Source organism: Nesterenkonia sp. CL21, from assembly GCF_031705515.1.
Lineage (GTDB): Bacteria > Actinomycetota > Actinomycetes > Actinomycetales > Micrococcaceae > Nesterenkonia > Nesterenkonia aethiopica.
Window position 1 is genome coordinate 306,003 of the sequence record NZ_JAUTWR010000002.1, and the last position, 23,861, is coordinate 329,863.

Genomic DNA, 23,861 nt, shown 5'->3' on the forward strand with positions numbered 1-23,861 from the left:
CCGGAAGGACGGCCACGTTCCGAAGCCGCCGATCTGCCCCAGGCGGCCCGTCTTCCAGAAGAAGATTCCGCTGCGCCTCGCCGTCCCGCGCAGCGATCGAAAGGTACGTGGAACGATGCCCTCGCCTCAGACCGCGAGCATCCAGACTCCGCACTCCGCACCACACTCCCCACCGCGCGCCGGCGCACGCCAATGGCTGGGACTGGCCACGCTCGTGCTCCCCGTGGTGCTCATCGCCGTCGACATGACCGTGCTCGGCTTCGCCGTCCCCCACCTGAGCGAGGATCTGGCGCCCACCAGCGGCCAGCTCCTCTGGATCGTGGACATCTACGCGTTCGTGCTCGCCGGACTGCTCATCACCATGGGATCCGTGGGTGACCGGATCGGCCGACGCCGGCTGCTGATGATCGGGACCGCCGGATTCGGTGTGGCTTCAGCCATCGCCGCGTTCAGCGTCAGCGCCGAGATGCTGATCGCCGCCCGGGCCCTGTTGGGGCTGGCGGGAGCCACCCTGATGCCCTCGACGCTGTCCCTGATCCGGAACTTGTTCCCGAATCCTCGTCAGCGGACCCTGGCGATCGCCATCTGGGCCTCGGCGTTCTCCGCCGGGGCCGCCCTCGGCCCCATCATCGGCGGTGCCCTGCTGGAGCACTTCTTCTGGGGATCGGTGTTCCTGATCAACCTGCCGGTGGTCGTGGTGATCCTGATCGCCATGCCGTTCCTGGTCACCGAGTCCCGAGACCCCCATCCGGGCCGGCTCGACCTGTTCAGCGTGCTGCTCTCCCTGACAGGCATGATCACTGCCGTCTACGGCATCAAGAAGCTCGTCGAGGGTCGCCTCGAGGTGCTGCCCATGGCTGCGCTGCTGGTCGGCGTCGCCCTGCTGGTGCTCTTCGTCCGCCGCCAGCGCAGCCTGGACCACCCGCTGGTGGATCTGCGCCTGTTCGCGATGCCGCGCTTCCGCGCCGGGGTGAGTGCGAACTTCATGCTCGTGTTCGCCATGGTCGGCTCGATGTTCTTCCTGCCCCAGCTGCTGCAGCTGGGCTACGGGATGTCCCCGCTCCATGCCTCGCTGATGCTGGTCCCCGGGCTGGTCATCTCTGTGGCGGCCAGCTTCCTGGTGATCCCGATCACCCGCGCCACCTCGCTGCGGGCGGTGATCGTCGGCGGAATCCTGATCGCCGCCGCCGGCTACGCGGTGCTGATCCTGGCACCGGTGGAGGCCGGCTGGGCGTTCGTGATGGCCGCATTCTTCCTGATCGGCCTGGGTGTGGGCATGGCGGAGACCATGACCAATGACGCCGTGCTCACCTCCGCACCCGCGGACCGTGCCGGGGCGGCCTCAGCGGTCTCGGAGACCGCCTACGAGCTGGGCGGCGCGCTCGGCGTCGCGGTGCTGGGCAGCATCCTGGCCGCCGGCTACCGCAGCGGCATCGACGCCGTCGAGGGTGTGCCCGCCTCCGCGATGGAGCAGGCCTCCCAGACGCTGGGAGCAGCCCACGCCGCCTCGGACCGGCTCGGCGGTTCCGCCGGCGCGGCCCTGATGGACGCCGCCCGCGAGGCCTTCGTCTCGGGCGTGCATCTCACCAGCACGATCGCGGTGGCCATCGTGGTCTCCGCCGCCGTCATGGTGTTCCTGATGCTGCGCGGCGATGCCGCACGGAACCGCTGACCGGGCTGCACCGGGACATCGTGTCTGCCGCACCAGATCTGGTGAGGCAGACATGATGTCCCGGTGCACATCGACGGCACAGGTGAGAGCGCGTCGTGAGGGGCCGCGCATGCTCCTGCATCGCTGGGCGCGGGCTCAGTCCTTGAGCTCTGCGTAGACGATGAAGTTGTCCTCCAGGACTCCTGTGTCCCGATTGAGCCCGTCACACGTGATGAGGCGCAGTTCAGGTCCGACGGTGTTTCCGTAGACGTCGAGCGTGGGGAACTCCTCCTGGGGGAACCGGTCGGTCCGATACACGGCGAACTCCGCGAGAGTCCCATCGTCCCGGGTCACCGCGATGGTGTCGCCGACCTCCATGGTCGGAAGCTCAGCGAATATCCCGGGGCCTCCTTCCGACGCGTTGCGATGACCGAGGATCACGGCGGGGCCGATCTCGCCTGGCGTGGGTCCGTGCCGGTACCAGCCGGCCGGAGAGCCACCACCGTACGGAGGAACCTCGATGGCGCCGTCGTCCTGCAGCCCCAGGTGCACAAGCTCAGAGACGACGCCGATGGCAGGCACCTCTACCGAGGTCGGCTCAGCCGGTGCCATCTCCTCAGCGACACTCACCAGCGGTCCGCTCTCAGTACGCACTGGGTCCAGCCCGGATCCAGGTCCGTCGGAGGACGGTGCCTCGTCAGCAGGAGCCTCAGACGACGGGCGCTCAGCGCTGACCGGCAAGGCGTAGTCCGACTCCGGAGCGCCCGCACAGCCACAGAGGAACAGGGCAGCCCCCGTCGCGACGGCGAATACGCCTGCGCGACGGGGGTGGCATGCCGTCCACATGATCTCGTCAGCCCTGCTGGTCAGGCGCGGGCAGTGTGGCGTCGCACGGCCCACGCCCCACCGAGCGCTGCCAATGCGAGCGCTCCGCCGCCGAGTGCGAGGTTCATGCCGTTGTCCGCCTGCACCGGAGCACCTGTGTCGGCACCACCGTCAGGCATCTCCTCCATCTGCGAAGCGCTCAGCGTCCCGCAGGCGGCCGGAAGCGTCGCCGCCAGCGGAAGCTCGGGGTCAAGCTCGCTCTGCTTCTGGGCCGCCTCCTCCGGCATCAGGTCCGGGTCCACCCCATGGACCACGACGACGGCAGTGCCCTCTTCGAGGGCGGCGAGAGTGTCGTCAGAGAGTTCGAAGGTCCGCTCATAGGAGTACTCAGAGCCTCCGGGGAACCGGTCGATCGCCAGCCCTGAATCCGGGCTGGTGTCTCCCTCCATGGTCAGGGATGTCCCGATGTCTCCATAGAAGTGATGCCCTTCGGGAGTGCTCACCACCCCATCGCCGTCGGTGTCAGCCTCCGGGCCGGGGCAGAGGCCCTGGGCTCCGATATGGATGTGCTGCGCATGCGGGAAGGGTCCGTCCATGAACTCCTCGGCTGCTCCGGTGACGTTCATCGTGACCGTCGCCTCCTGGCCATGGATGTCGATCATGACCTCGCCGGTGGTGCCGCTGGAGTTCAGCTCATCCAATGATGTCTGGACGGACCACGAGTCGTCGTGACTGTCTGCCATGGCCGGTGACGCAGTCAGCGCCAGTCCGCCGAGGGCCAGTGCAGGAACAGCGAAGAAGGTGGAAGTGCGCATGGTCGTCTCCTCATTCGGGCGTCGAACACTCGGCAAGCCTCGAGGCTCGGCTCATCACGTCAAGATTTCGGCTTGCACGTGACGTTCGTCGCACTCCACGATTCGGATTGGAACCCTCTCGGACAATCTCGTGGGTCCAGCCCGCCGACAGGTCCCCGCCTCCACGACACCGGCCCCTCAGCGTCGCCAGAGGCGACGCTGAGGGGCCGGTGCTGTTCAGGTTCTGCTCACCGCCGACGCGCGAAGCGCATCACGGGCGGGAGAGAGCTGGGATCAGAGCGGGCGGATGTTCTCAGCCTGCAGGCCCTTGGGGCCGCGAGCCGTCTCGAACTCCACCTTCTGGTTCTCCTCGAGGGTGCGGAACCCGGAGCTCTGGATCGCGCTGAAGTGCGCGAAGACGTCGTCCGAGCCGTCGTCGGGTGCGATGAACCCGTAGCCCTTCTCAGCGTTGAACCATTTCACGGTGCCAGTGGCCATTGTGTTTCCCTTTACTTTCCTACGATGCACCGATGTCACGATGCTTTTCCCGCCCCCGCCCAGGCCGGGCAGGCGCGGAGTTCAATGAAGGCCACGGACTGTCTCAAGTCTTGCTGCACATCATCAGCGGGCGCCGGAAAGTCCGAATCCGGAGCCTCGTGGCACCCGCATGGTCCTCAGCCTACGCCATCACCACGTCTGAGTCGACGGCGGCGGCCATTTTCTCCAGATCCGCCTTCTCCTCGTGGGGCTCGAAACGCACCATCATCGCCTTGAATCCGGGCGTGTTGGACTCTCGGGCGACCAGCTCGCGGTGCACCAGCTCGTTGGCCTCCGGATAGTAGGCCGCCGCGCAGCCGCGCGCCGTGGGATAGGAGACCAGCCGGTAGCGTGCACTCCGCAGCTCCCGGCCGCGGAACACCGAGACCACGTCCACCAGCGCGCGGTCGGCGAAGCCCAGCGTGGCGAGGTCGTCGGGATGGATCAGGATCACCCGGCGCCCTTCGGAGATGCCGCGGTAACGGTCGTCGAGGCCGTAGATGGTGGTGTTGTACTGGTCGTGGGAGCGCATCGTCTGCAGCACCAGGTGCCCCTCGGGCGCCTGGAGGTACTCCAGATCCGAGACGGTGAACGCCGCCCGGCCGTCCGGCGTCGCGAAGGTCCTGCTGTCGCGGGGGGCGTTGGGGAGCACGAAGCCGTACTTGTCCCGGATGCGCCGGTTGAAGTCCTCTGTGCCGGTCACCACGCGTGAGGCGTGGTCGCGGATGACGTCGTAGTCCTCGGCCATGGCCTTCCAGTCGACGACGTGGTCGTCGCCGAGCATCGCCCGCGCCATCCGAGAGATGATGACCGGCTCTGCGAGCAGCTGGTCAGAGACGGGCTCCAGACGTCCCTGGGTGGAGCTGATGATCGACATCGAGTTCTCCACGGAGAGGAACTGGGCGCCACCCGGGTGCTTGTCGTCGCGGTCGGAGCGGCCCAGAGTCGGCAGGATCAGCGCCGTCTCGCCGTGCACCACGTGGGAGCGGTTCGGCTTGGTCGAGATCTGCACCGTCAGGCCCGTCCGGCGCATGCCGGCCTCCATCATCCGGGTGTCGGAGTTCGCGCGGGCCAGATTGCCGCCCAGCGAGACGAAGACGTCGATGTCGCCGTCGGCCATCGCCTGCATCGCATCGGTGGAGTCGTACCCGTGCTTCCGCGGCGAGGAGATGCCGAACTCGTCGTCGAGCCTCTGCAGGAAGTCCTCGGGCATCTTCTCCCAGATGCCGAAGGTCCGGTCCCCCTGCACATTGGAGTGCCCGCGGACCGGGCAGGCGCCGGCCCCCGGCTTGCCGAAGTTCCCCTGGAGGAGCAGCACGTTGATGATCTCGCGGATGGTGTCCACCGAATGCGGCTGCTGGGTCAGCCCCAGGGCCCAGCAGACCACCGTGGCCTTCGAGGCGATGAGCATCTCGGCGACCTTCTCGATCTCCGCACGGAGCAGACCGGTGGCCGTCTCGATCTCGTCCCAGTCCAGGGTGCCGCGGGCGGCCCGGTACTCCGCGAAGCCGCGGGTGCGGGAGTCCAGGAACTCCTGGTCCAGCACGGTGCCGGGGTTCTCCTCCTCGGCGGCGAGCAGCAGGTGGCCCAGCGCCTGGAACAGCGCCTGGTCACCGCCGACCTTGATCTGCAGGTACTCGTCGGAGACCCGGTCTCCGTGGCCCACCAGGCCCCGCGGCGTCTGCGGGTCCTTGAAGTTCAACAGGCCGGCCTCGGGCAGCGGATTGACCGCCACGACCTTCGCGCCGTTCTTGCGCGCCTCGGTCAGCGCGCCGAGCATGCGGGGGTGGTTGGACCCCGGGTTCTGCCCGACCACCAGGACCAGCTCGGAATGTTCGACGTCCTCGAGGGTGACGGTGCCCTTGCCGACGCCGATGGTCGGGGTCAGCGCCGTGCCGGAGGACTCGTGACACATGTTGGAGCAGTCCGGCAGGTTGTTGGTGCCCAGGGATCGGGCCATGAGCTGGTACATGAAGGCGGTCTCGTTGGCCGTGCGCCCGGAGGTGTAGAACGCGCACCGGTCCGGCGTGGTCGCCCGCACGTGCTCACCGATGGTCTCGAAGGCCTCGTCCCAGCTGATCGGGGTGTAGTGGGTGTCCCCCGGTCGGATGATCATCGGGTGGGTGATGCGGCCGGCCTGGCCGAGCCAGTAGTCCGAGCGCTGCTCCAGCTCCGCGATCGGGTGGTCCTCCCACCACTGCGGGGTGACCACGCGCTGGGTGTTCTCCTCCGCCAGCGCCTTCGCTCCGTTCTCACAGAACTCGAGCTTCTTCCGGTGCCCGGTGGTCGATTCCGGCCAGGCACAGCCCGGGCAGTCGACGCCGCCGGGCTGGTTGACGCGGAGATAGGAGCGCAGGGTCCGGCTCACGCCGCCCTGCCCGAAGCCGCGTTCGAAGGAGACGCCGACCGCCTTCAGTCCGGCCGCGGTCTTCTTCGGTGTGCCGACGGTGAGGTCATCCTCGTCGATGTCCTCGATCTCCACGGTGCGACCGTGGACCTTGGCCTCGGCGTCCTCGCCGGTGCGCTGCTCGGAGCCGCTGCGGCGTCCGTTGATGAGTCCCATGGCTCCATTCTGACAGACCTGAGCCGGCCTGTGACACCCCTCACAGGGGTGTCTTCGGCGGCAGGATCGCCTGGTCAGGCCGGCGTGGCGACGAGGTCGCTGAGACGTTCGGGATGGGTGTAGATGTTGATGGTCTCCCCCCGGGAGAACCCGGCCAGCGTGATGCCGGCACGCTCGGCCAGGTCCACCGCCATCGACGACGGCGCCCCGACGGCGGAGAGCAGCTCCACGCCCGCCAGCGCGGCCTTCTGGACGAGCTCGAAGGACGCCCGGCCCGAGACCTGCAGGGCGGTGCCCGTCAGCGGCAGACGCCCCTCGGTCAGCGCCCATCCGACCACTTTGTCCACCGCGTTGTGGCGCCCGACGTCCTCCCGGAGGCACAGCAGCTCGCCCTCGCCGTCGAAGAGCCCGGCGGCGTGGACGCCTCCGGTGCGGTCGAAGATCCTCTGCTGCTGCCGCAGGGAGTCAGGAAGAGAGAGCAGCGCCTCCACGGTGAGGCTCAGCTGGGGGCCCTCCGCAGCGGCGGCGGGCAGCGCCTTCTCGACGGCGTCGATGCTGGTGGTCCCACAGATCCCGCAGGCCGAGGTGGTCAGCACCTGCCGGTGCTGACCGATGGACAGCCGGGCGATGCGAGGGTCGAGGGTGACGTCGACGACGTTGTAGGTCTGCAGCCCGTCGGGGTCGGTGCCGGCGCAGTAGCGCATGCCCCGCACCTCCTCCGGAGCGGCCACCAGACCTTCGGAGACGAGGAATCCGGCGGCCAGCTCGAAGTCGTGCCCAGGGGTCCGCATGGTCACCGTGAACGACTCCCCGCCAAGGCGCAGCTCCAGCGGCTCCTCGACGGCCACGACGTCGCCGCGGCTGCGGACCGCGCCGTCGCGACCCACCCGCATGATGCGGTGTCTCTGGGTCAGCCGTCCCATGATGAGCTCCTTCGTCCGCGCGGGCCGCCTGTCGACCGTGTGCCTCCAGCGTGCCACGCCAGGGGCAGCACCTCCACCGTCTCCCCTGCGGCGACCCCCTCAGGAGGGACGAGCGCGAAGGCGGCGGCGACGGCGAATCCGCGCATCATGTGCGGGCTGTCGTGCCCCACAGGCGCGACGCCGGCGCTGCGCCTCTCCACCGGAAGCAGCCGCTGACCGCGGCGAGCGCCGGGCAGCGGCTCGACGGCGATGGTCTTCGTCATCCCCACCGCGTCCCGGGGGTCGGCGCCGGCGAGCACGTCGAGGATGACCTGCCCGATGCCGGCCAGGGCCGCGTGTCCGGCCAGTGGGTTGCCCGGCAGACCCAGAACCAGACTGCCCCCGACGCGGGCGAGGACCGTGGGGTGACCGGGGCGCATGTCCACTCCGTCCACCAGCAGCTCGGCCCCGAGGCTCCGCAGGGCAGGCAGCAGCGCATCGGCCTCGGATCGTGCGGTGCCACCGGTGGTCAGCAGCAGGTCGGCTCGGGACGCGAGCCCTTCCTGCAGGGAGGAGATCAGCGCCTCGACGGCGTCCCCCACCCGCTCCACGCCCTCCGTCGCGCCGCCCATGGCCTCCACGGCGGCAGGCACGGAGATCTCGAAGGCGTCGCGCACCTGGCCGGGCCCGGGCAGCCCGGAGGTGATGACCTCCTCCCCCGTGCAGATCAGACGCACCCGGGGCCTCGGGTGGATGCGGAGGGTGTCATGCCCCGCAACGGCGGCCATCGCGGCCACGGCGGGGGTCACGGTCGCACCGGCCCGCAGGAGGAGGTCTCCGGCAGCGGCCTCGGAGCCCGCGGGGCGCAGATGACGGCCCGGCTCCAGGTCGACGGTGTCCGAGCGGGCGTGCAGCAGCTCCCGGCCCGGCGCACCGGCGTCGGGGCGGAGGCTCCCGTGCTCGCTGCGCAGCACGGAGGTGGTGCCCCGAGGTATCGGCGACCCGGTCACCACCGCCACCGCTTCTCCCACCCGCAGCGCGGGCCGCTGATCGGCAGGGCTGAGCGCGGTGCGGCCCGTGCGCGGCTCCGGAGCCTCCGGGATGAGGAGCCACGGACCGGCGCCGCGGACGGCCCAGCCGTCCATGGCGGAGGTGGTGGCGTGCGGGATGGGCTGTGGTGCGTGGACGTCCTCGGCGAGCATCGCCCCGAGACATTCATGCATGGGCGCCTGGGCTGCGGGGCCGCGGAGCAGCGCGGCGGCGTCCGCGGCGCAGCGACGCGCCTCGGCCAACGTGGTGAGGCTCATCAGTCTCCGGCGCCGCCTCGTCCCTCCAGCAGCCGCTCCGCCACGCGGGTGGCGGCGCGCGAGGCCCGTTCGAAGTCGGCCTGCCCGGAGGCCTCCGCGAGGCCGGTGACGTAGCCGATGAGGAAGGTGGTCACCGGGGCGGCGGGGCGCACGACGGTGTGGGCGGCGACCCCCGCGAGGCGCAGGACCGCGTCGACGTCGATCGGGACGCCTTCGATCTCCAGCTCGCGGGACAGCTCCTGCACCCACTGGTCGATCGACTCCCGGGTGATCTCCTGCTCGGATCGCTCTGCCATGGCCCCAGCTTCTCACAGCCCCGTGTCGCGCGGATCCTGCTCCGGGGGAACCTCGACCCCGTGACGCAGGGCGTCGGCCGCGGTGTCGACGTCGACCCCCAACCCGTCAGGCAGCCTCGGGCCCGGCGCCCCCTCCTCCCCGGGAGCCGAGGCGCCGCCGTCGGGCGTCAGGTTCCCGGAGGAGATCCCGTCGAGCAGCCAGCGCACCGGGCGCCCCACCTCCTCCCCGGGCACCAGGGACAGCACACGACGCCGCAGGGCGCCCGCCTCCACCGCGGCGGTGAGCATCTGCGCCCTCCCCTCGGCATCGCGGGGGATGAGCGCCCCGTCATCCGGAAGCCGGGCGAGCAGCCAGTCCAGCACGGCATCGGGATCGAGCGTGTCGACGGCGAGCAGCAGCAGATGCCGAGGCCACGGGTCAGCCTCGAGCGCGCGGACCCCGGCGCACACCGCTGCGGCGGGACCGGAGTACGGCGTGTCCTCTCGGGTGAGCCGCACCCCGGGAGGCAGGTGAGGGCGCAGCCTCGGCGTGCCGACGACCACTGCGGAGATGTCCCGCCGCCCCAGCGCCTCCGCCCAGCCGGTGATCAGCGGGACGCCGTCGCGGGTCAGCAGGCCTTTCTCGACGCCGCCGAGGCGGCTTCCGCGTCCGCCCGCCAGCAGCACCGCCGCCACGGACGGGCCGGGCACCTCGTCCCCCGGCGCAGAGGAGTCCGGAGGCTCCGGCTCAGGCACTGGCTCTGACACGGACTCAGGCCGCATGGTCGAGGAAGGGGACCCACAGCTCATGAGGCGCATCCAGCTCATGAGGCATCCAGGCGTGGTGCGGCGGCGGCTGAGGGGTCGTGTCGAGCGTCCAGCCGAGCTCATCCAGCGTCTTGTCCCCCTTGCGGACGTTGCAGGGCCCGCAGCAGGCCACGAGGTTCTCCCAGGTGGAGTCGCCGCCGCGGGATCGTGGGATCACATGGTCGACCGTCGCCGCAGGACGTGAGCAGTAGGCGCAGCGGCGTTGGTCCCGGCGCAGCACGCCACGGCGCGAGGGCGAGCTGGGACGACGTCGGACCACCCGGACGTAGCGGTGCAGCAGGATCACGGCCGGCCGGGGCATCAGGGTGGAGGGCGACGAGATCGGTGTGCCGTCCTCCGCCAGGATGCTGGCCTTGCCGTGCATCACCAGCACGGCGGCACGTCGGGAGGACACGACGCTCAGCGGCTCGTAGCCGGCGTTGAGCACCAGTGTGCGCATCGCGAACCCTCCGTACCTCTCATGGCAGTACGGTTCGGCGCCGCGCGGCGCCGTTCCGCGCCTGTACAGCCCTCAATATAGACGCTGAAGCGCCGAGATGGCACCACATGACACAGATCACACCCGGTCAGCGCGCCATGGGCCTGCAGAGCCTGCCGTTCGACCTCGGAGGCCTCAGGAGACAGAACGAGCCGCGGCCGCGCTCCGAGAGGACTCGGGGCGCGGCCGCGGCTCGTGTGCGGATCGTCCGGGGATCAGCGCAGGGTCAGGTACCCCACGTGCGAGTTGCCCGGGCGGGTCTCGTAGCTGTAGAGCAGCGTGCCGGAGTTCGGGTTCTGGGCACCGATGAACTGGCCGTTGCCGACGTAGATGGCGATGTGGCCGCCGCCGTTCTGCACGACGATGTCACCCGGCTGCGGGTTGTCGGTCCAGCGGAACTGGCCGGAGCTGCGCACAGCCGCCGTGCTGGACGGAATGCTGTAGCCGGCCTGGGCGTAGGCCCATGCGGTGAAGCCCGAGCAGTCCCAGCCGCCCGGTCCCTTGCCACCCCACACGTAGGGGGTGCCGATGCCGGAGTAGGCGGCGGAGACGACGGCGCTGAGCGAACCGGAGGACTCCTCCTGCGGCGCCTCCTCCTGAGCGGACGCCAGCTCAACCTCGGCGCTCGCCTCCTGAGAGGACTCCTGCGACTCGGTCTGAGCCTGCTCCTGGCTCTCCTCCTGCTGGGGAGCCTCCTGCTGCGGGGCCTGCTCCTGAGTCTCCTGCTGCGCGGGCTCCTCAGCCTGCTGCGGGCTCAGCTCGGCGACGCGGGCCGCGAGGGCGCCGTGGTCCAGCACGCCGTTCTCGTCGACGAAGGTGCCGTCGGCGAAGAGCTGCTCGAAGAGACCTTCGGCGGAGACGCCCTCCAGCTCAGCGAGCTGCTCGACCAGGCCGCGGGTGCCCGGCAGGTAGTCGTGGAGCGTGTGGCTCAGCGCGACGGACTGGGTCTCGGTCTCGACCTCAGGCTCGGGCGTCGGCTCCGGAGCGCTCTCCGAGCCCACCGACGGGCGGTCGAACGTCAGGTCGACGCTCGGCGACGCGGTGACCGTGACGGCCGTGTTGTTGCTGGCGCGCTCCACGGTCAGGTCCGACTGGGACACCTGCAGCGTGGTGACCTCACGGCCGTCGTTCACCGAGGCGGAGCCCACACCTGCGTTGGCGGCGGCACCCGTGGAGACCACGAGGCCGGTGGCTGCGACGGCAACTGCTGCGCCACGGCCGAAGGTGCCGGCGTTGTGGACCACAGCACGCGCCAGAGACGCCTGATGGCGCCGGTCACGGCGCGAGACGATCGTCATGTTGTCAGTCACTTTGATGAAAACCTCTCCCTGTGTCGGCGGGGCCTGCCTGCGTGGAGCACGAAGCCCGGGAAGCTTCCAACTCCAGGTCCATGCATGACCGCGTACCCCGCCCTCTGCCATGCGGTAGTTGTCGAACGGCTCCGGTCGGCGGCAGAGAAGCAAGACCGACCTGAGGCGCACCGGGCATTCGGACAGTCGCCCGGGCACACCCCGACGCTATAACAGTTCGGCGCGAATGTCACGCTCAGGTCACGACGACCCCCGCGAAGATCACGACTCGACCACACGTCCACCCCCTCCTCCGCCCCCACGGCCGGAGGATCACTGCAGGTCAGATGGATGCCGAAGGGCTCCTGGGCCGGCGGCGACGAATGGTCACAGTCCGTGACATATTCGCCCCATGGCGCGTGACACTCTCGTGATGAGAGTCGTCGTCCGGGGGCTCAGAAGGCTTCAGCGGGCGACCACGAAGATGTGCTGAGCGACCTCGAGGGGTATCTCCACCTCGAGGGCGTCCACGTCGTCGTGAGACACCGTCAGCGTCACATAGGCCTGGTCCACCTCCCCCACATCGACCGCAGCTCCGGGGCGCAGCCCGGCCTCGAGCAGCTGCTCGAGGACCTCAGGCTCCACCTGGATGGACTCTGCCAGGCGTTGGACCCTCCAGGACGAGGGGGCCTCCCCGTCCGCCACACGGTCCTCCGCGGCACGCCTCAACGTCACCAGGCCCTGGGCGGACGCGGCCCGGCCCGCGACCCCCAGCTTCTCCAGCCCGGGGATCGGGTTCCCGTACGGGGACTCGACGGGGTCGTCGAGGATCTCCACCAGGCGCCGCTCCACACGCTCACTCATCACGTGCTCCCAGCGGCAGGCCTCCTCATGGATGTAGGGCCAGTCCAGGCCGATGACGTCGGAGAGGAGACGCTCGGCCAGACGGTGCTTGCGCATGACCTGCACGGCCAGCTCCCGGCCGGCCTCTGTCAGCTCCAGATGACGGTCCTCCGCGAGCACCAGGAGCCCGTCCCGCTCCAGCCGGGCCACCGTCTGCGAGACCGTGGGCCCTGAGTGCTCGAGCCGCTCGGCGATCCGTGCCCGCAGCGGAACGATGCCCTCCTCCTCCAGATCCAGGATGGTGCGAAGGTACATCTCAGTGGTGTCGATGAGATCCGTCAACGATGACTCTCTTTCCTCTGCCAGGCCGCAGGGGAGGCCTCCGCACTTGATAACGTGATGCTCGGCGTCCCCACACCACCCCAGCATAGTGGCTGCCCCTGTCACAGGTGTCGACGACATGGTCCTGTCCGCCCCTGTCGCAGTCGCCGCGTCGCAGCCGCCATGCGTCCGAGAAGTCGAGGAGATCCTCCATGTCCGCTGACCGCGTGACCATCCCCGCCGAGCTGCTCCCCGCCGACGGCCGCTTCGGCGCCGGACCCTCGAAGGTCCGGCCCGAGCAGATCGCGGCGCTCACCGCGGCTGGCCGCGACCTGCTGGGCACCTCCCACCGCCAGGCCCCGGTGAAGAACCTGGTGGGCCGGCTCCGGGAGGGCGTCTCCCAGCTCTTCCAGGTGCCTCAGGGGTACGAAGTGATCCTCGGCGTCGGCGGATCCACGGCCTTCTGGGACGTGGCGAGCTTCGGCCTCGTGGAGACCCGCGCCCAGCACCTGTCCTTCGGCGAGTTCGGCGCCAAGTTCGCCAAGGCCACCGACAAGGCCCCGCACCTGGGGGCCTCCTCGATCCTCACCGCGGAGCCGGGCACCCGCCCGGAGCCCTCCGCCGAGGCCGGCGTCGACGTCTACGCCTGGCCGCACAACGAGACCTCCACCGGCGTGGCCGCCCCGGTGCGTCGTGTCGCCGGCGCCGACGAGGGCGCGCTGGTCCTCGTCGACGGCACGTCGGCGGCCGGAGGGCTGGCCGTGGACGTCGCCCAGACGGACGCCTACTATTTCGGCCCGCAGAAGAACTTCGCCTCCGACGGAGGGCTCTGGCTGGCGATCATGTCCCCCGCAGCCCTGGAGCGGGCCGAGCGTATCGCCGCCGACCGCTGGATCCCGGACTTCCTGAGCCTGACCACCGCGATCGACAACTCGCGCAAGGACCAGACCTACAACACCCCCGCCCTGGCCACCCTGGTGACGCTGGCCGAGCAGATCGACTGGCTCAACGGCGCCGGCGGCCTGGACTTCGCCGCGACCCGCACCGCCGACTCGGCCCAGCGGGTCTACTCCTGGGCGGAAGCCCACAGCCTGGCGACCCCGTTCGTCCAGCGGCCTGAGGACCGCTCGAACGTCATCGTCACCGTGGACTTCGACGACTCGGTGGACGCCGCCGAGGTCGCGGCGACGCTGCGCGCCAACGGCGTGGTCGACGTCGAGCCCTACCGCAAGCTGGGGCGGAACCAGCTGCGCATCGCCACCTTCGTGGCTATCGAGCCCGACGACGTCTCTCAGCTGCTGCGCTCGATCGACCACGTGCTGGAGCATCTCACCGGCTGAGTCCACCGGATGGGCTCGCCCGCCCGATCCGGCTTTCCCCTGCAGGCCCCCGGGTCGCCGGGATCACTGGACGATCGGTCTGCCCACGCGTGAGGGGCCCGGACACCGTGTCGACACGGCGTCCGGGCCCCTCACGCGTCCGGGCCTGCGGGCATCAGCCTCCGGCGGATTCGGCGGCCGCCGCCTCCGCGGCGGCGAGCTCCTTCTTCTCCTGCTCGTCCATACGCTCCGCCCACGGGACCCACGCCGGCGCGAGCAGCGCATCATCACCGGGGAGCAGCCCCAGCTCGCAGACGGTGACCTTCTTCGCCCGCGGGGCGCGGGCCACGGTCACGTACCACTGCCAGCCGTGGTAGCCGGGGCGGTCGGCGGCGAAGCGATGGGTGTGCAGCCGGTCCTCCTCCGCGGTGACGGAGAGATGCTCACCGACCTGCTCATCCGGGGCGATCTCGCGCAGGGCCTCGCGGGCGAGGTCGACGGCCTCGCTGAGCACGGCATCCTTCTTCGGCATGATGACCTCCGGAATGGGGTAGACGGGCGGATCAGGCGTCGAAGTCGTCGGCCACGCGCCGGAGCAGCGCGGCGATCTTCTTCGACTGGGCGGACTGCGGGTAGCGCCCCTTGCGGAGGCCTCCGGTGGTGGAGTCCAGGAGGTTGACCAGATCCTGGACCACCGAGGCCATCTCCTCAGCAGGCTTGCGGGTGGCGCGCACCACCGAAGGACCTTCGTCCAGGATGCGCACCGACAGCGCCTGCTTGCCGCGGCGACCGTCGGCGATGCCGTACTCCATGCGGGTGCCGGTCTTCACGTTCGAGACGCCGGCGGGCAGCGCCGAGGAGTGCAGGAACACCTCCTGCCCGTCGTCGGAGGTCAGAAATCCGAAGCCCTTCTCGGCGTCGAACCACTTCACTTTCCCGGTTGGCACGTTCCTCTACCTCGTCCTCGAATAGGTCTGGATCACTGGGGTCGAGGCGCGGAAGCCCGTCAGCGTCCGGGCGTCCTGCCCGGTGCCGCCGAGCCGCTTCGGCACCGTCCGGCGCCCGCGACACCGGCTCACGCGTCATCTCGACTGCCTTCCAGAGTACCTGGGGCGCGCGGTCGGGATAGAATCGGCACCATGTCCACCACCTCCGCCCCTGCGGCCTCGCGGGCCGTCCTGCTCCTGGGCGTGATCATCACCGCCGCGTCCGCCGTGGCGCTGGCGCTGATCCTGGGACTGTACTTCGCCGACGTCGAGCCGCACCCCGGCCTGTACTTCACGGCCCTCTGGGGATTCCCCCTGGGCTTCACCCTGATGGTCGTCCACCTGCTCGAGTCGATGCGTCGGCGTCGACGCCGCGCCGCGACCTCCTGAGGATGCAGCCGACCCTCCTCGGACTCGCCGCCCTGGCCCGGCGCCTCTCCTCGCGCGACGACGACGCCGTCGCCGCCCTGCTGCGGTCCCGCCCCGACCTGGTGCATCCCTCCCCCGGAGACTTCACCGGGCTGGCGGTGCGCGCCCAGTCGGACATGAGCCTGCGGCACTGCCTGCAGCGACTCGACGCCGGCGCCCTCGCCGTCCTCGCCGCCGCCACCGCCGGCCGGCCGCTGACGGGCCTGACCGAGGACGCCCTGGACCCGGTGCTGAGCCGCCTGGCACGGCTCGGCCTGATCTTCGCCCCCGACGACCGCCCCGCGGCGTCCTCCGCGCCCACGGCCGCCGACGCCGCCGCGGGACGACTGGCGGTCCCGGGAAGCCTGCCGGCGGTCTTGGCCGGGCTGAACCTCGAGCTCGCCTCCGCTGACACCGACGCCGCCCTGACTCCACCCGGCGCCTCCCCGGCGCGCGGCCCGGCCTCCCTGGTGCGCAACGCCGCGCTGGCGGCCGTGGCGGAGCTGCTCGCCGACGTCGGTGACCTGCTCACGGTGCTCGAAGAGACCCCGGCGGCCGTGCTGCGCACCGGCGGGGTCGGCATGCGGGAGCTGCGGCGCCTGACCGGCGAGCGCAGCGGGGCCTCCCGGCCCTCCGACGCGGACGTCGGAGAGACCGGCTGGCTCCTGGAGCTCGCCGCGGCGGCGGGCCTGGTGGCGCTCGACGTGGACTCCGACCGGTGGCGGACCACCCCTGCGGCACGACGCTGGCGGCGGGCCCCACGGCATCGTCAGCATCAGCTGCTGGTCTCGGGGTGGCTGCTGGCCCCGCGGTCGCCCCTGCTGCTGCGCGGCCCGCATCCCACGGCCCGGCTGGCGCCCGCCCTCACGCCGGATCGTCAGCGCGGCGACGCCCCCGCGCTGCGCGCCCGCCTGCTGGGCACCGCCGCCGCGCTGGGGGCGGAGCTGGCCGAGCACCTGGGCCGCTCCGCCGCGCCGGCCCTGTACCACCTGCAGCTTCCCGACGACCAGGAGCCGGGCCCTGAGGCGCTGACCGGGACGCTGCCGGATCGCATGACGTGGGACCGCCCCGTCCTGCTGGCCCGGGTGGGTCAGGTGCTGCCACCGATGGTCCGTGAGGCCGAGCGCCTGGGACTGCTGGCCATGGGGACCCTCACCGAGGTGGGGCGGCTGCTCGCGCCCGAGACGCCCGCCGTGCCCGGCCGCGGGGAAGACCACCGCCCGGACGCCGGCTCAGCCTCCACCGGACTGGCCGAACGGCTGGCGCGCACTGCCGACCATCTTGCCGAGGCGCTGCCGCCGCAGGTCGACCAGATCCACGTGCAGTCCGACCTCACCGCCGTCGCGGTGGGCGCCCTGGCTCCGGAGGTCTCCGCCGGGCTGGAGGCGATCGCACAGAAGGAGACCCGCGGCGGTGTGCCGACCTTCCGCTTCACGGCCGCCTCGCTGCGCCGCGGCATCTCGGCCGGCTGGACCGCCGAGAGGATCCGCGAGTTCCTCGCCGCGCACAGTCTGGCCGAGATCCCGTCGTCGTTGGCCACGCTGATCGACGACGCCGCCCGCACCTGGCAGGGGGTGACGATCGGCGCGGCCTCCAGCTGGCTGATCGAGCGGGATCCTGCGCGTCGTGCCACGCTGCTGCAGCACCCGATCCTGCGGAGCCTGGGCCTGCGGGAGCTCACCACCGAGGTCCTGGTCTGCGACGTCGACGCCGAGCGTCTGGTCCGCGCCCTGGCGGAGGCCGGGGTGGAGTCGCGCCGGGCCGAGGAGCCGGGCCGCGACGCCGCCCGTGCGACGACACCGACCGGTTCCCGTCGGGAGGCGGAGCTGGCCGAGACCGCCGAAGCCTGGACCCTGCCGCAGTCGCCCTGGCAGCAGTCGCCGGTGCGGACGCTCTCCGCGCAGCAGGCCGATCCGCAGCTGGTCTCCCGCACCCTCGCCGGCCTGCGGGCCGGGGCCGGAGCCCGCGCCGGGGCCTCGATCGCCGGCGACGCAGACCCCGACCAGGACGCCGTCGCCGCCGAGGCCACGAGCCCCGTGGGCGGCACGGACGTGATGGGGCTGCTGCGCACCGCGGTGAGGTCACGGCAGCCGGTGTGGCTGCGCCGGGTCGACGCCGAGGGTCGCGAGCACACGCTCTCCGGACTGCCGACGGCGCTCAACGCCGGACGGGTGCGGATCCGCCAGCTCGCCGGGGAGGGCGAATCGGTGCTGCTGGTCCACCGGATCACCGCGGTCCGGCTGCTGGATGAGACCGGGGACGAGACGCCCGAGAAGCCTGGGGAGGGAGCCGCGCCATGACCGGACCGCTGATCGTGCAGTCGGACAAGACGGTCCTGCTGGAGGTGGACCACGAGCAGGCCGACGCCGCACGCCGAGGCGTGGCCGCGTTCGCCGACCTGGAGCGCGCCCCCGAGCACGTCCACACGTACCGGATCACCCCTCTGGGCCTGTGGAACGCCCGCGCGGCCGGGATCGACGCGGAGACCGTGGTGGACACCCTCCTGGAGTTCTCCCGCTTCCCGGTCCCCCACTCGCTGCTGGTGGACATCGCCGAGACCATGGACCGCTACGGCCGGATCCGCCTGGAGAAGGACCCGCAGCATGGTCTGGTGCTGCGCGGTGAGGAGCCGGCGATCGTCGAGGAGGTCTGCGGCGCGCGGACGGTCGCCCCGCTGCTCGGGCCGCAGATCGACGACGCCACGGTGGCCGTGCACGGGCAGGCCCGCGGGGAGCTCAAGCAGGAGCTGGTGCGACTGGGCTGGCCGGCCGAGGACCTGGCCGGGTTCGTCGACGGCACCGCCCACCCCATCGCGCTGCGGCAGGAGGACTGGGCGCTGCGTCCCTATCAGAAGGAGGCGGTGGACAGCTTCTGGGCGGCGGGCTCCGGCGTCGTCGTGCTGCCCTGCGGGGCGGGCAAGACTCTGGTGGGCGCCGGGGTGATGGCCACTTCTGCGACTATCACGCTGATCCTGGTCAACTCCACGCTCTCGGCCCGGCAGTGGAAGGACGAGCTGCTGCGCCGTACCTCGCTGCAGGAGGACGAGATCGGCGAGTACTCCGGGGACCGCAAAGAGGTCCGCCCGGTCACGATCGCCACCTACCAGGTGCTGGCGGTGCGCCGCGGCGAGCTCTATCCGCATCTGGAGCTGCTGGATCAGCACGACTGGGGGTTGATCATCTATGACGAGGTCCATCTGCTGCCCGCCCCGATCTTCCGCCGGACGGCGGACCTGCAGGCCCGCCGTCGGCTGGGGCTGACCGCCACTCTGATCCGGGAGGACGGCCGGGAGCGGGAGGTGTTCTCGCTGATCGGGCCGAAACGCTACGACACCCCGTGGAAGCAGATGGAGGCCCAAGGGTGGATCGCTCCGGCCCAGTGCGTGGAGATCCGGGTGGACCTGCCGCGCGGGGAGCGGATGGACTATGCCTCCGCCACCGATCGCGAGAGGCATCGGCTGGCCGCGGGCACCGCGGCCAAGGACGACGTCGTCGCCCGCCTGGTGGCCCGCCATCGGCACCGCGGCGAGCGGATCCTGGTGATCGGACAGTTCGTGGAGCAGCTGGAGTCCCTCGGGGAGCGGCTGGGTGCGCCTGTGCTGACGGGATCGACGTCGACGGCGCAGCGGCAGCGCCGGTTCGACCAGTTCCGCTCCGGGGAGCTGGATGTGCTGGTCGTCTCCAAGATCGCGAACTTCTCCATCGATCTGCCGCAGGCTTCGGTGGCGATCCAGGTCTCCGGGACGTTCGGCTCGCGGCAGGAGGAGGCCCAGCGGCTGGGCCGGCTGCTCCGCCCGGGCGGGGGCGATGAGACGAAGCGGGCGCATTTCTACTCGATCGTCGCCCGGGACACCGTGGACATGGACTTTGCGGCCAAGCGGCAGCGGTTCCTGTCCGAGCAGGGCTACGGGTACACCATCCTGGACGGCTCCGATGTGGTCTGAGCGTGGCACTGTCTCCGGCCCGCTGCGCAGGCGGAGCCCGGCAGACCCTTACTGGGCGCACAGGACACGTCCAGCTGACTCCCAGACAACGGAGGGACACTGGCGCCGTGACTGAGAAGACTGCCGAAGCCAAGCTGCTCGTCGTCGACGACGAGCCCAACATCCGCGAGCTGCTCGCCACCTCCCTGCGTTTCGCCGGGTTCGAGGTCGCCGCGGCCTCGAACGGGCGCGAGGCGCTGGACACGGCCGAGGAGTTCCAACCCGATCTGGCCGTGCTGGACGTCATGCTCCCCGACATGGACGGCTTCACGGTGACCCGGCGGCTGCGCGCGGCCGGCAAGCACTTCCCGGTGCTGTTCCTCACCGCCCGCGACGACACGGACGACAAGATCACCGGCCTGACCGTCGGCGGCGACGACTACGTCACCAAGCCCTTCTCCCTGGACGAGGTCGTCGCCCGCATCCGGGCCGTGCTGCGTCGCACCGCGCCGTACCAGGACGAGGACGCCGTCATCGTGATCGACAACCTGGAGCTCGACGACGACGCCCACGAGGTGCGCCGCGACGGCGAGATGGTGGACCTCTCCCCCACCGAGTTCAAGCTGCTGCGGTACCTGATGATGAATCCGAACCGGGTGCTCTCCAAGCAGCAGATCCTGGACCACGTCTGGGAGTACAACTTCAACGGGGACGCCTCGATCGTGGAGTCCTACATCTCCTATCTGCGTCGCAAGATCGACTCCGGGGCCGAGGGCGCCCCGATGATCCAGACGAAGCGCGGCGTGGGCTACGTGCTGCAGACCTGGGAGCGGAGGCAGCGCTCCCAGGGGATGTCGCACTGAGCCCCCAGGCATGGCCTTCACACCGGTCCGTTCCGCCGCGCGCCGATGGCGCAGCGCCTCGCTGCGCACTCAGCTGGTCTTCATCATCTCGGGCCTGTTGCTCCTCACCCTGGCGGTGACGACCTTCGTCTCGGCGTCGCTGTTCCGTCAGGAGCTGCTGCGCAGCCTGGACGAGGACCTGTACACGAACCGGAACAACATCTCGATGTACCTCACCGAGATGGGCTCGGACCCGGAGGATCGGGCGAACGCCTTGGCGATCCTGCGCTTCTACGGGGTGCTGCTCACCAATGACGGCCAGCCGATGGAGTACAGCGCCACCCACCGGCGTGTGGAGGGCCAGGACCTGCCGGAGATCCCGCCGCTGACGGCCGAGGACGTGCTCGCGCAGGCGGGCCAGTCCTTCGAGGTGCCCGGCACCGAGGAGGGTTCGCGCGGCTGGCGCGTGCAGGTCTACCGCCTCGAGTCCGGGGAAGCCTCGCTGGCGATCGCGCTGCCGCTGGAGGACGTGGACACCTCCGTGGAGCGCGCCACCTTCCTGGTGGCCACGATCGGCCTGCTGGCCACGCTCGGGGCCTCCACGATCGCCTATGCGGTGGTGACCCGCGCCTTCCGGCCGCTGTTCCGGGTGGAGAAGACCGCCGCGGCGATCGCCGGCGGGGACTTCTCCCAGCGCGTGGAGACCACCGCGCCGCCGGAGACCGAGATCGGCCGCCTGTCGAGCTCGTTGAACGTGATGCTGGAGCACATCGAGGAGGCCTTCCAGGCCAAGACCGCCTCGGAGCAGAAGATGCGCCAGTTCATCCAGGACGCCTCCCATGAGCTGCGCACCCCGCTGGTGACCATCCGCGGCTTCTCCGAGCTGTACCGGCAGGGCGGGGTCAGCGACAATCCGGAGGCCGTGGGCGCGGCGATGAGTCGCATCGAGTCCGAGGCCAAGCGGATGGGCCAGCTGGTGGAGGACATGCTCACCCTGGCCCGGCTGGACGAGCAGCGTCCGCTGCAGCTGGCCCCGGTGGACCTGAACCTGATCGCCCACGACACGGCCATGGACATGGGCGTCAACGCCCCGGACCGCACGGTGCAGGTGGTGGGGCTGCACGGCGGCTCGCCGGCGGCCGCCCCGGTGCTGGGGGACGAGGGTAAGATCCGCCAGATCGTCACCAACCTGGTGACCAACGCCCTGCGCTACACCCCTGAGGGATCCCCCATCGAGCTGGTGGTGGGCACGGAGTCCCTGGTGGCCGGGCGCACCGATTCCGTACTGCAGGTCCGGGACCATGGGGAGGGGATCTCCGAGGAGGACGCCGCACGGATCTTCGAGCGCTTCTACCGAGCCGACAACTCCCGGGACCGGGGCACCGGCGGCACGGGCCTGGGACTGGCCATCGTCGCGGCCATCGCCGCCCAGCACGGCGGCACGGTCCGGCACCAGCAGACTCCGGGCGGCGGGGCCACGATGACCCTGCGGCTGCCGATGGTGGAGCCCAGCGACCAGTCCGACCACGAATCCGATGTGGAGGATCATGAGCTGGCGGAGCTGCAGGACGGTCCCGTTCCTCCACAGGGACGGTCCGACGGCGACGACACGCCCGGTTCCTCCACAGGCCGCTGATCCTCCGCGACGGCGACGGTCCGCTCCTCCTACTGTGGGGAGCGTCCCGCACATCGACGGAAGGAAGAGCCGATCATGGCAGTGCTGCAGATCGACACCGCGGACCTGATGGCCAAGTCCCAGACCGTGGAGTCCACCCTGACCCGCATCCAGACCGACGTGAACTCCATGGAGTCCCAGCTGCGCCAGCTGCAGGAGTCCTGGAAGGGCTCGGCCTCCACCGCGTTCCAGGAGGTGCTGACCCAGTGGCGCAGCACCCAGGTGCAGGTGGAGCAGTCGCTGGCCAGCGTCCGGCAGGCGATGGCCGCGGCCTCCTCGCAGTATGAGGAGACGGAGTCCGCGAACACCCGCATGTTCGGCCGCTGACGGGCGCGCCCCGGGCGGGCGCTGCGATTGCCCTGAGCATGACGAGAGCCCCGCAGGCTGATGCCTGCGGGGCTCTCGTGCTGCTCAGCGCGACGGGCCGGGCATGATCACATCATGCCGCCCATGCCGCCCATCGGGTCCATGCCCTCGGCGCCGGCGCCGCCGGCGTTCTTCTCGGGCTTGTCGGCCACGACGGCCTCAGTGGTGAGGAAGAGGCTGGCGATGGAGGCCGCGTTCTGCAGTGCCGAACGGGTCACCTTCACCGGGTCGTTGACGCCGGCGGCCAGCAGGTCCTCGTACACGCCGGTGGCGGCGTTGAGACCGGTGCCGTCGGCCAGACCCTTGACCTTCTCGGCCACCACGCCGGGCTCGAGGCCGGCGTTGATGGCGATCTGCTTCAGCGGGGCCTCCACGGCGAACTTCACGATGTTCGCACCGGTGGCCTCGTCGCCCTCCAGGGACAGGGACTGGAACGCCCGGGCGCCGGCCTGGATGAGAGCGGCGCCACCGCCGGCGACGATGCCCTCGTCCACGGCGGCCTTCGCGTTGCGCACGGCGTCCTCGATGCGGTGCTTGCGCTCCTTGAGCTCCACCTCGGTGGCAGCACCGGCCTTGATGACGGCCACGCCGCCGGCCAGCTTCGCCAGGCGCTCCTGCAGCTTCTCGCGGTCGTAGTCCGAGTCGCTGTTCTCGATCTCGGCCTTGATCTGGGAGACGCGGCCGGCGATCTCGTCGGCGTCGCCGGCGCCCTCGACGATGGTGGTCTCGTCCTTGGTGACCACGACCTTGCGGGCGGTGCCCAGCAGGTCCAGGGTGGCGTTCTCCAGCTTGAGTCCGACCTCCTCGGCGATGACCTGGCCACCGGTGAGGATGGCGATGTCGGCCAGCATGGCCTTGCGGCGGTCGCCGAAGCCGGGGGCCTTGACGGCCACGGACTTGAAGGTGCCCTTGAGCTTGTTGACCACCAGAGCGGCCAGGGCCTCACCCTCGACGTCCTCCGCGATGACCAGCAGCGGCTTGCCGGACTGCATGACCTGCTCCAGGACGCCGATGACGTCCTTGACCGAGGAGATCTTGGAGTTCGCGATCAGGATGTACGGGTCCTCGAGGACCGCTTCCTGACGCTCGGCGTCGGTGACGAAGTAGCCGGAGAGGTAGCCCTTGTCGAAGCGCATGCCCTCGGTGAGCTCGAGCTCCAGACCGAAGGTGTTGGACTCCTCGACGGTGATGACGCCTTCCTTGCCCACCTTGTCGAGCGCCTCGGCGATCAGCTCACCGATCTGGTTGTCGGCGGCGGAGATCGATGCGGTGGCGGCGATCTGCTCCTTGGTCTCGATCTCCTTGGCGGACTTGAAGAGCTCCTCGGTGACCGCCTCGACGGCCTTGTCGATGCCGCGCTTCAGGCCCATCGGGTCGGCACCGGCGGCCACGTTGCGCAGGCCCTCCTTGACGAGCGCCTGGGCCAGCACGGTGGCGGTGGTGGTGCCGTCACCGGCGACGTCGTCGGTCTTCTTGGCGACCTCCTTGACCAGCTCGGCGCCGATCTTCTCGTAGGGGTCCTCCAGCTCGATCTCCTTGGCGATCGAGACGCCGTCGTTGGTGATGGTGGGGGCGCCCCACTGCTTCTCCAGCACGACGTTGCGGCCGCGGGGGCCCAAGGTGACCTTGACGGCGTCGGCGAGGCTGTTCAGGCCCCGCTCGAGGCCCCGGCGGGCCTCTTCGTCGAATGCAATGGTCTTAGCCATATCGGCACGTGTCCTTCCTGGACT

The 23,861-nt window shown here is 70.6% G+C and carries 22 protein-coding genes; 8 read left to right on the plus strand and 14 right to left on the minus strand.

Going from position 1 to position 23,861, the window contains the following annotated elements:
- Positions 1-115: 115 nt before the first annotated feature.
- Entirely contained in the window at positions 116-1,672 is a 1,557-nt protein-coding gene (locus Q7C18_RS06360; RefSeq protein ID WP_311024663.1) for an MFS transporter, read from the plus strand.
- 135 nt (positions 1,673-1,807) lie between these two features.
- Here Q7C18_RS06360 and Q7C18_RS06365 read toward each other — a convergent pair whose 3' ends face one another.
- From Q7C18_RS06365 to Q7C18_RS06415, 11 genes are all read right to left on the minus strand, one after another.
- Positions 1,808-2,263, minus strand: a complete 456-nt coding sequence (locus Q7C18_RS06365; protein ID WP_311024664.1) for a class F sortase — start codon at positions 2,261-2,263, stop codon at positions 1,808-1,810.
- A gap of 254 nt (positions 2,264-2,517) precedes the next feature.
- Positions 2,518-3,291, minus strand: a complete 774-nt coding sequence (locus Q7C18_RS06370) for a hypothetical protein (protein WP_311024665.1) — start codon at positions 3,289-3,291, stop codon at positions 2,518-2,520.
- A gap of 273 nt (positions 3,292-3,564) precedes the next feature.
- The gene (locus tag Q7C18_RS06375; RefSeq protein ID WP_070160828.1) at positions 3,565-3,768 is read right to left on the minus strand and encodes a cold-shock protein; all 204 of its coding nucleotides are present in this window, start codon (positions 3,766-3,768) and stop codon (positions 3,565-3,567) included.
- Positions 3,769-3,949: 181 nt separating this feature from the next.
- Entirely contained in the window at positions 3,950-6,370 is a 2,421-nt protein-coding gene (locus Q7C18_RS06380) for an FdhF/YdeP family oxidoreductase (RefSeq protein WP_311024666.1), read from the minus strand.
- 74 nt (positions 6,371-6,444) lie between these two features.
- Positions 6,445-7,293: a formate dehydrogenase accessory sulfurtransferase FdhD gene (gene fdhD / locus Q7C18_RS06385; protein ID WP_311024667.1), complete on the minus strand. Its 849-nt coding sequence runs from the start codon at positions 7,291-7,293 to the stop codon at positions 6,445-6,447.
- Entirely contained in the window at positions 7,281-8,579 is a 1,299-nt protein-coding gene (locus tag Q7C18_RS06390) for a molybdopterin molybdotransferase MoeA (protein WP_070160832.1), read from the minus strand. Before Q7C18_RS06390 ends, fdhD begins: the two co-directional genes overlap by 13 nt.
- Entirely contained in the window at positions 8,579-8,875 is a 297-nt protein-coding gene (locus tag Q7C18_RS06395) for a DUF6457 domain-containing protein (RefSeq protein ID WP_070160833.1), read from the minus strand. Before Q7C18_RS06395 ends, Q7C18_RS06390 begins: the two co-directional genes overlap by 1 nt.
- Before the next feature lie 12 nt (positions 8,876-8,887).
- On the minus strand, positions 8,888-9,622 hold the full coding sequence (locus Q7C18_RS06400) for an NTP transferase domain-containing protein (protein ID WP_311024668.1): 735 nt from the start codon (positions 9,620-9,622) through the stop codon (positions 8,888-8,890).
- Between the two features lie 4 nt (positions 9,623-9,626).
- The gene (locus Q7C18_RS06405; protein WP_311024669.1) at positions 9,627-10,121 is read right to left on the minus strand and encodes an HNH endonuclease; all 495 of its coding nucleotides are present in this window, start codon (positions 10,119-10,121) and stop codon (positions 9,627-9,629) included.
- A 254-nt stretch (positions 10,122-10,375) separates the two neighbouring features.
- The gene (locus Q7C18_RS06410; protein WP_311024670.1) at positions 10,376-11,458 is read right to left on the minus strand and encodes a C40 family peptidase; all 1,083 of its coding nucleotides are present in this window, start codon (positions 11,456-11,458) and stop codon (positions 10,376-10,378) included.
- A 456-nt stretch (positions 11,459-11,914) separates the two neighbouring features.
- On the minus strand, positions 11,915-12,634 hold the full coding sequence (locus tag Q7C18_RS06415; protein ID WP_070160838.1) for a metal-dependent transcriptional regulator: 720 nt from the start codon (positions 12,632-12,634) through the stop codon (positions 11,915-11,917).
- Between the two features lie 191 nt (positions 12,635-12,825).
- Here Q7C18_RS06415 and serC point away from each other — a divergent pair, with 191 nt between their 5' ends.
- Entirely contained in the window at positions 12,826-13,953 is a 1,128-nt protein-coding gene (serC, locus tag Q7C18_RS06420) for a phosphoserine transaminase (protein WP_311024671.1), read from the plus strand.
- Between the two features lie 154 nt (positions 13,954-14,107).
- Here the strand turns inward: serC and Q7C18_RS06425 are convergent, their stop codons facing one another.
- The gene (locus tag Q7C18_RS06425; protein WP_070160840.1) at positions 14,108-14,464 is read right to left on the minus strand and encodes a DUF3027 domain-containing protein; all 357 of its coding nucleotides are present in this window, start codon (positions 14,462-14,464) and stop codon (positions 14,108-14,110) included.
- Positions 14,465-14,495: 31 nt separating this feature from the next.
- On the minus strand, positions 14,496-14,879 hold the full coding sequence (locus tag Q7C18_RS06430; RefSeq protein WP_070160842.1) for a cold-shock protein: 384 nt from the start codon (positions 14,877-14,879) through the stop codon (positions 14,496-14,498).
- A 192-nt stretch (positions 14,880-15,071) separates the two neighbouring features.
- Here Q7C18_RS06430 and Q7C18_RS06435 point away from each other — a divergent pair, with 192 nt between their 5' ends.
- The 6 genes from Q7C18_RS06435 (at position 15,072) to Q7C18_RS06460 (ending at position 22,092) form a co-directional block, all read left to right on the plus strand.
- Positions 15,072-15,308 carry a hypothetical protein gene (locus Q7C18_RS06435; protein ID WP_070160844.1) on the plus strand — a complete coding sequence of 79 codons (237 nt, stop codon included), beginning with the start codon at positions 15,072-15,074 and terminating at the stop codon, positions 15,306-15,308.
- Between the two features lie 2 nt (positions 15,309-15,310).
- Positions 15,311-17,626: a helicase-associated domain-containing protein gene (locus tag Q7C18_RS06440; protein ID WP_311024672.1), complete on the plus strand. Its 2,316-nt coding sequence runs from the start codon at positions 15,311-15,313 to the stop codon at positions 17,624-17,626.
- Positions 17,623-19,269, plus strand: coding sequence for a DNA repair helicase XPB (locus Q7C18_RS06445; protein WP_311024673.1), 1,647 nt, complete (start codon positions 17,623-17,625; stop codon positions 19,267-19,269). Before Q7C18_RS06440 ends, Q7C18_RS06445 begins: the two co-directional genes overlap by 4 nt.
- Before the next feature lie 107 nt (positions 19,270-19,376).
- Complete coding sequence (locus tag Q7C18_RS06450) at positions 19,377-20,111, plus strand: response regulator transcription factor (protein WP_070162346.1); 735 nt, start codon at positions 19,377-19,379, stop codon at positions 20,109-20,111.
- 10 nt (positions 20,112-20,121) lie between these two features.
- Positions 20,122-21,726, plus strand: coding sequence for a cell wall metabolism sensor histidine kinase WalK (locus Q7C18_RS06455; protein ID WP_083277777.1), 1,605 nt, complete (start codon positions 20,122-20,124; stop codon positions 21,724-21,726).
- 75 nt (positions 21,727-21,801) lie between these two features.
- Entirely contained in the window at positions 21,802-22,092 is a 291-nt protein-coding gene (locus Q7C18_RS06460; RefSeq protein ID WP_070162348.1) for a WXG100 family type VII secretion target, read from the plus strand.
- Positions 22,093-22,199: 107 nt separating this feature from the next.
- On the opposite strand, the gene groL is transcribed toward Q7C18_RS06460, so the two are convergent.
- Complete coding sequence (gene groL, locus Q7C18_RS06465; protein ID WP_070162350.1) at positions 22,200-23,837, minus strand: chaperonin GroEL; 1,638 nt, start codon at positions 23,835-23,837, stop codon at positions 22,200-22,202.
- Positions 23,838-23,861 lie beyond the last annotated feature (24 nt).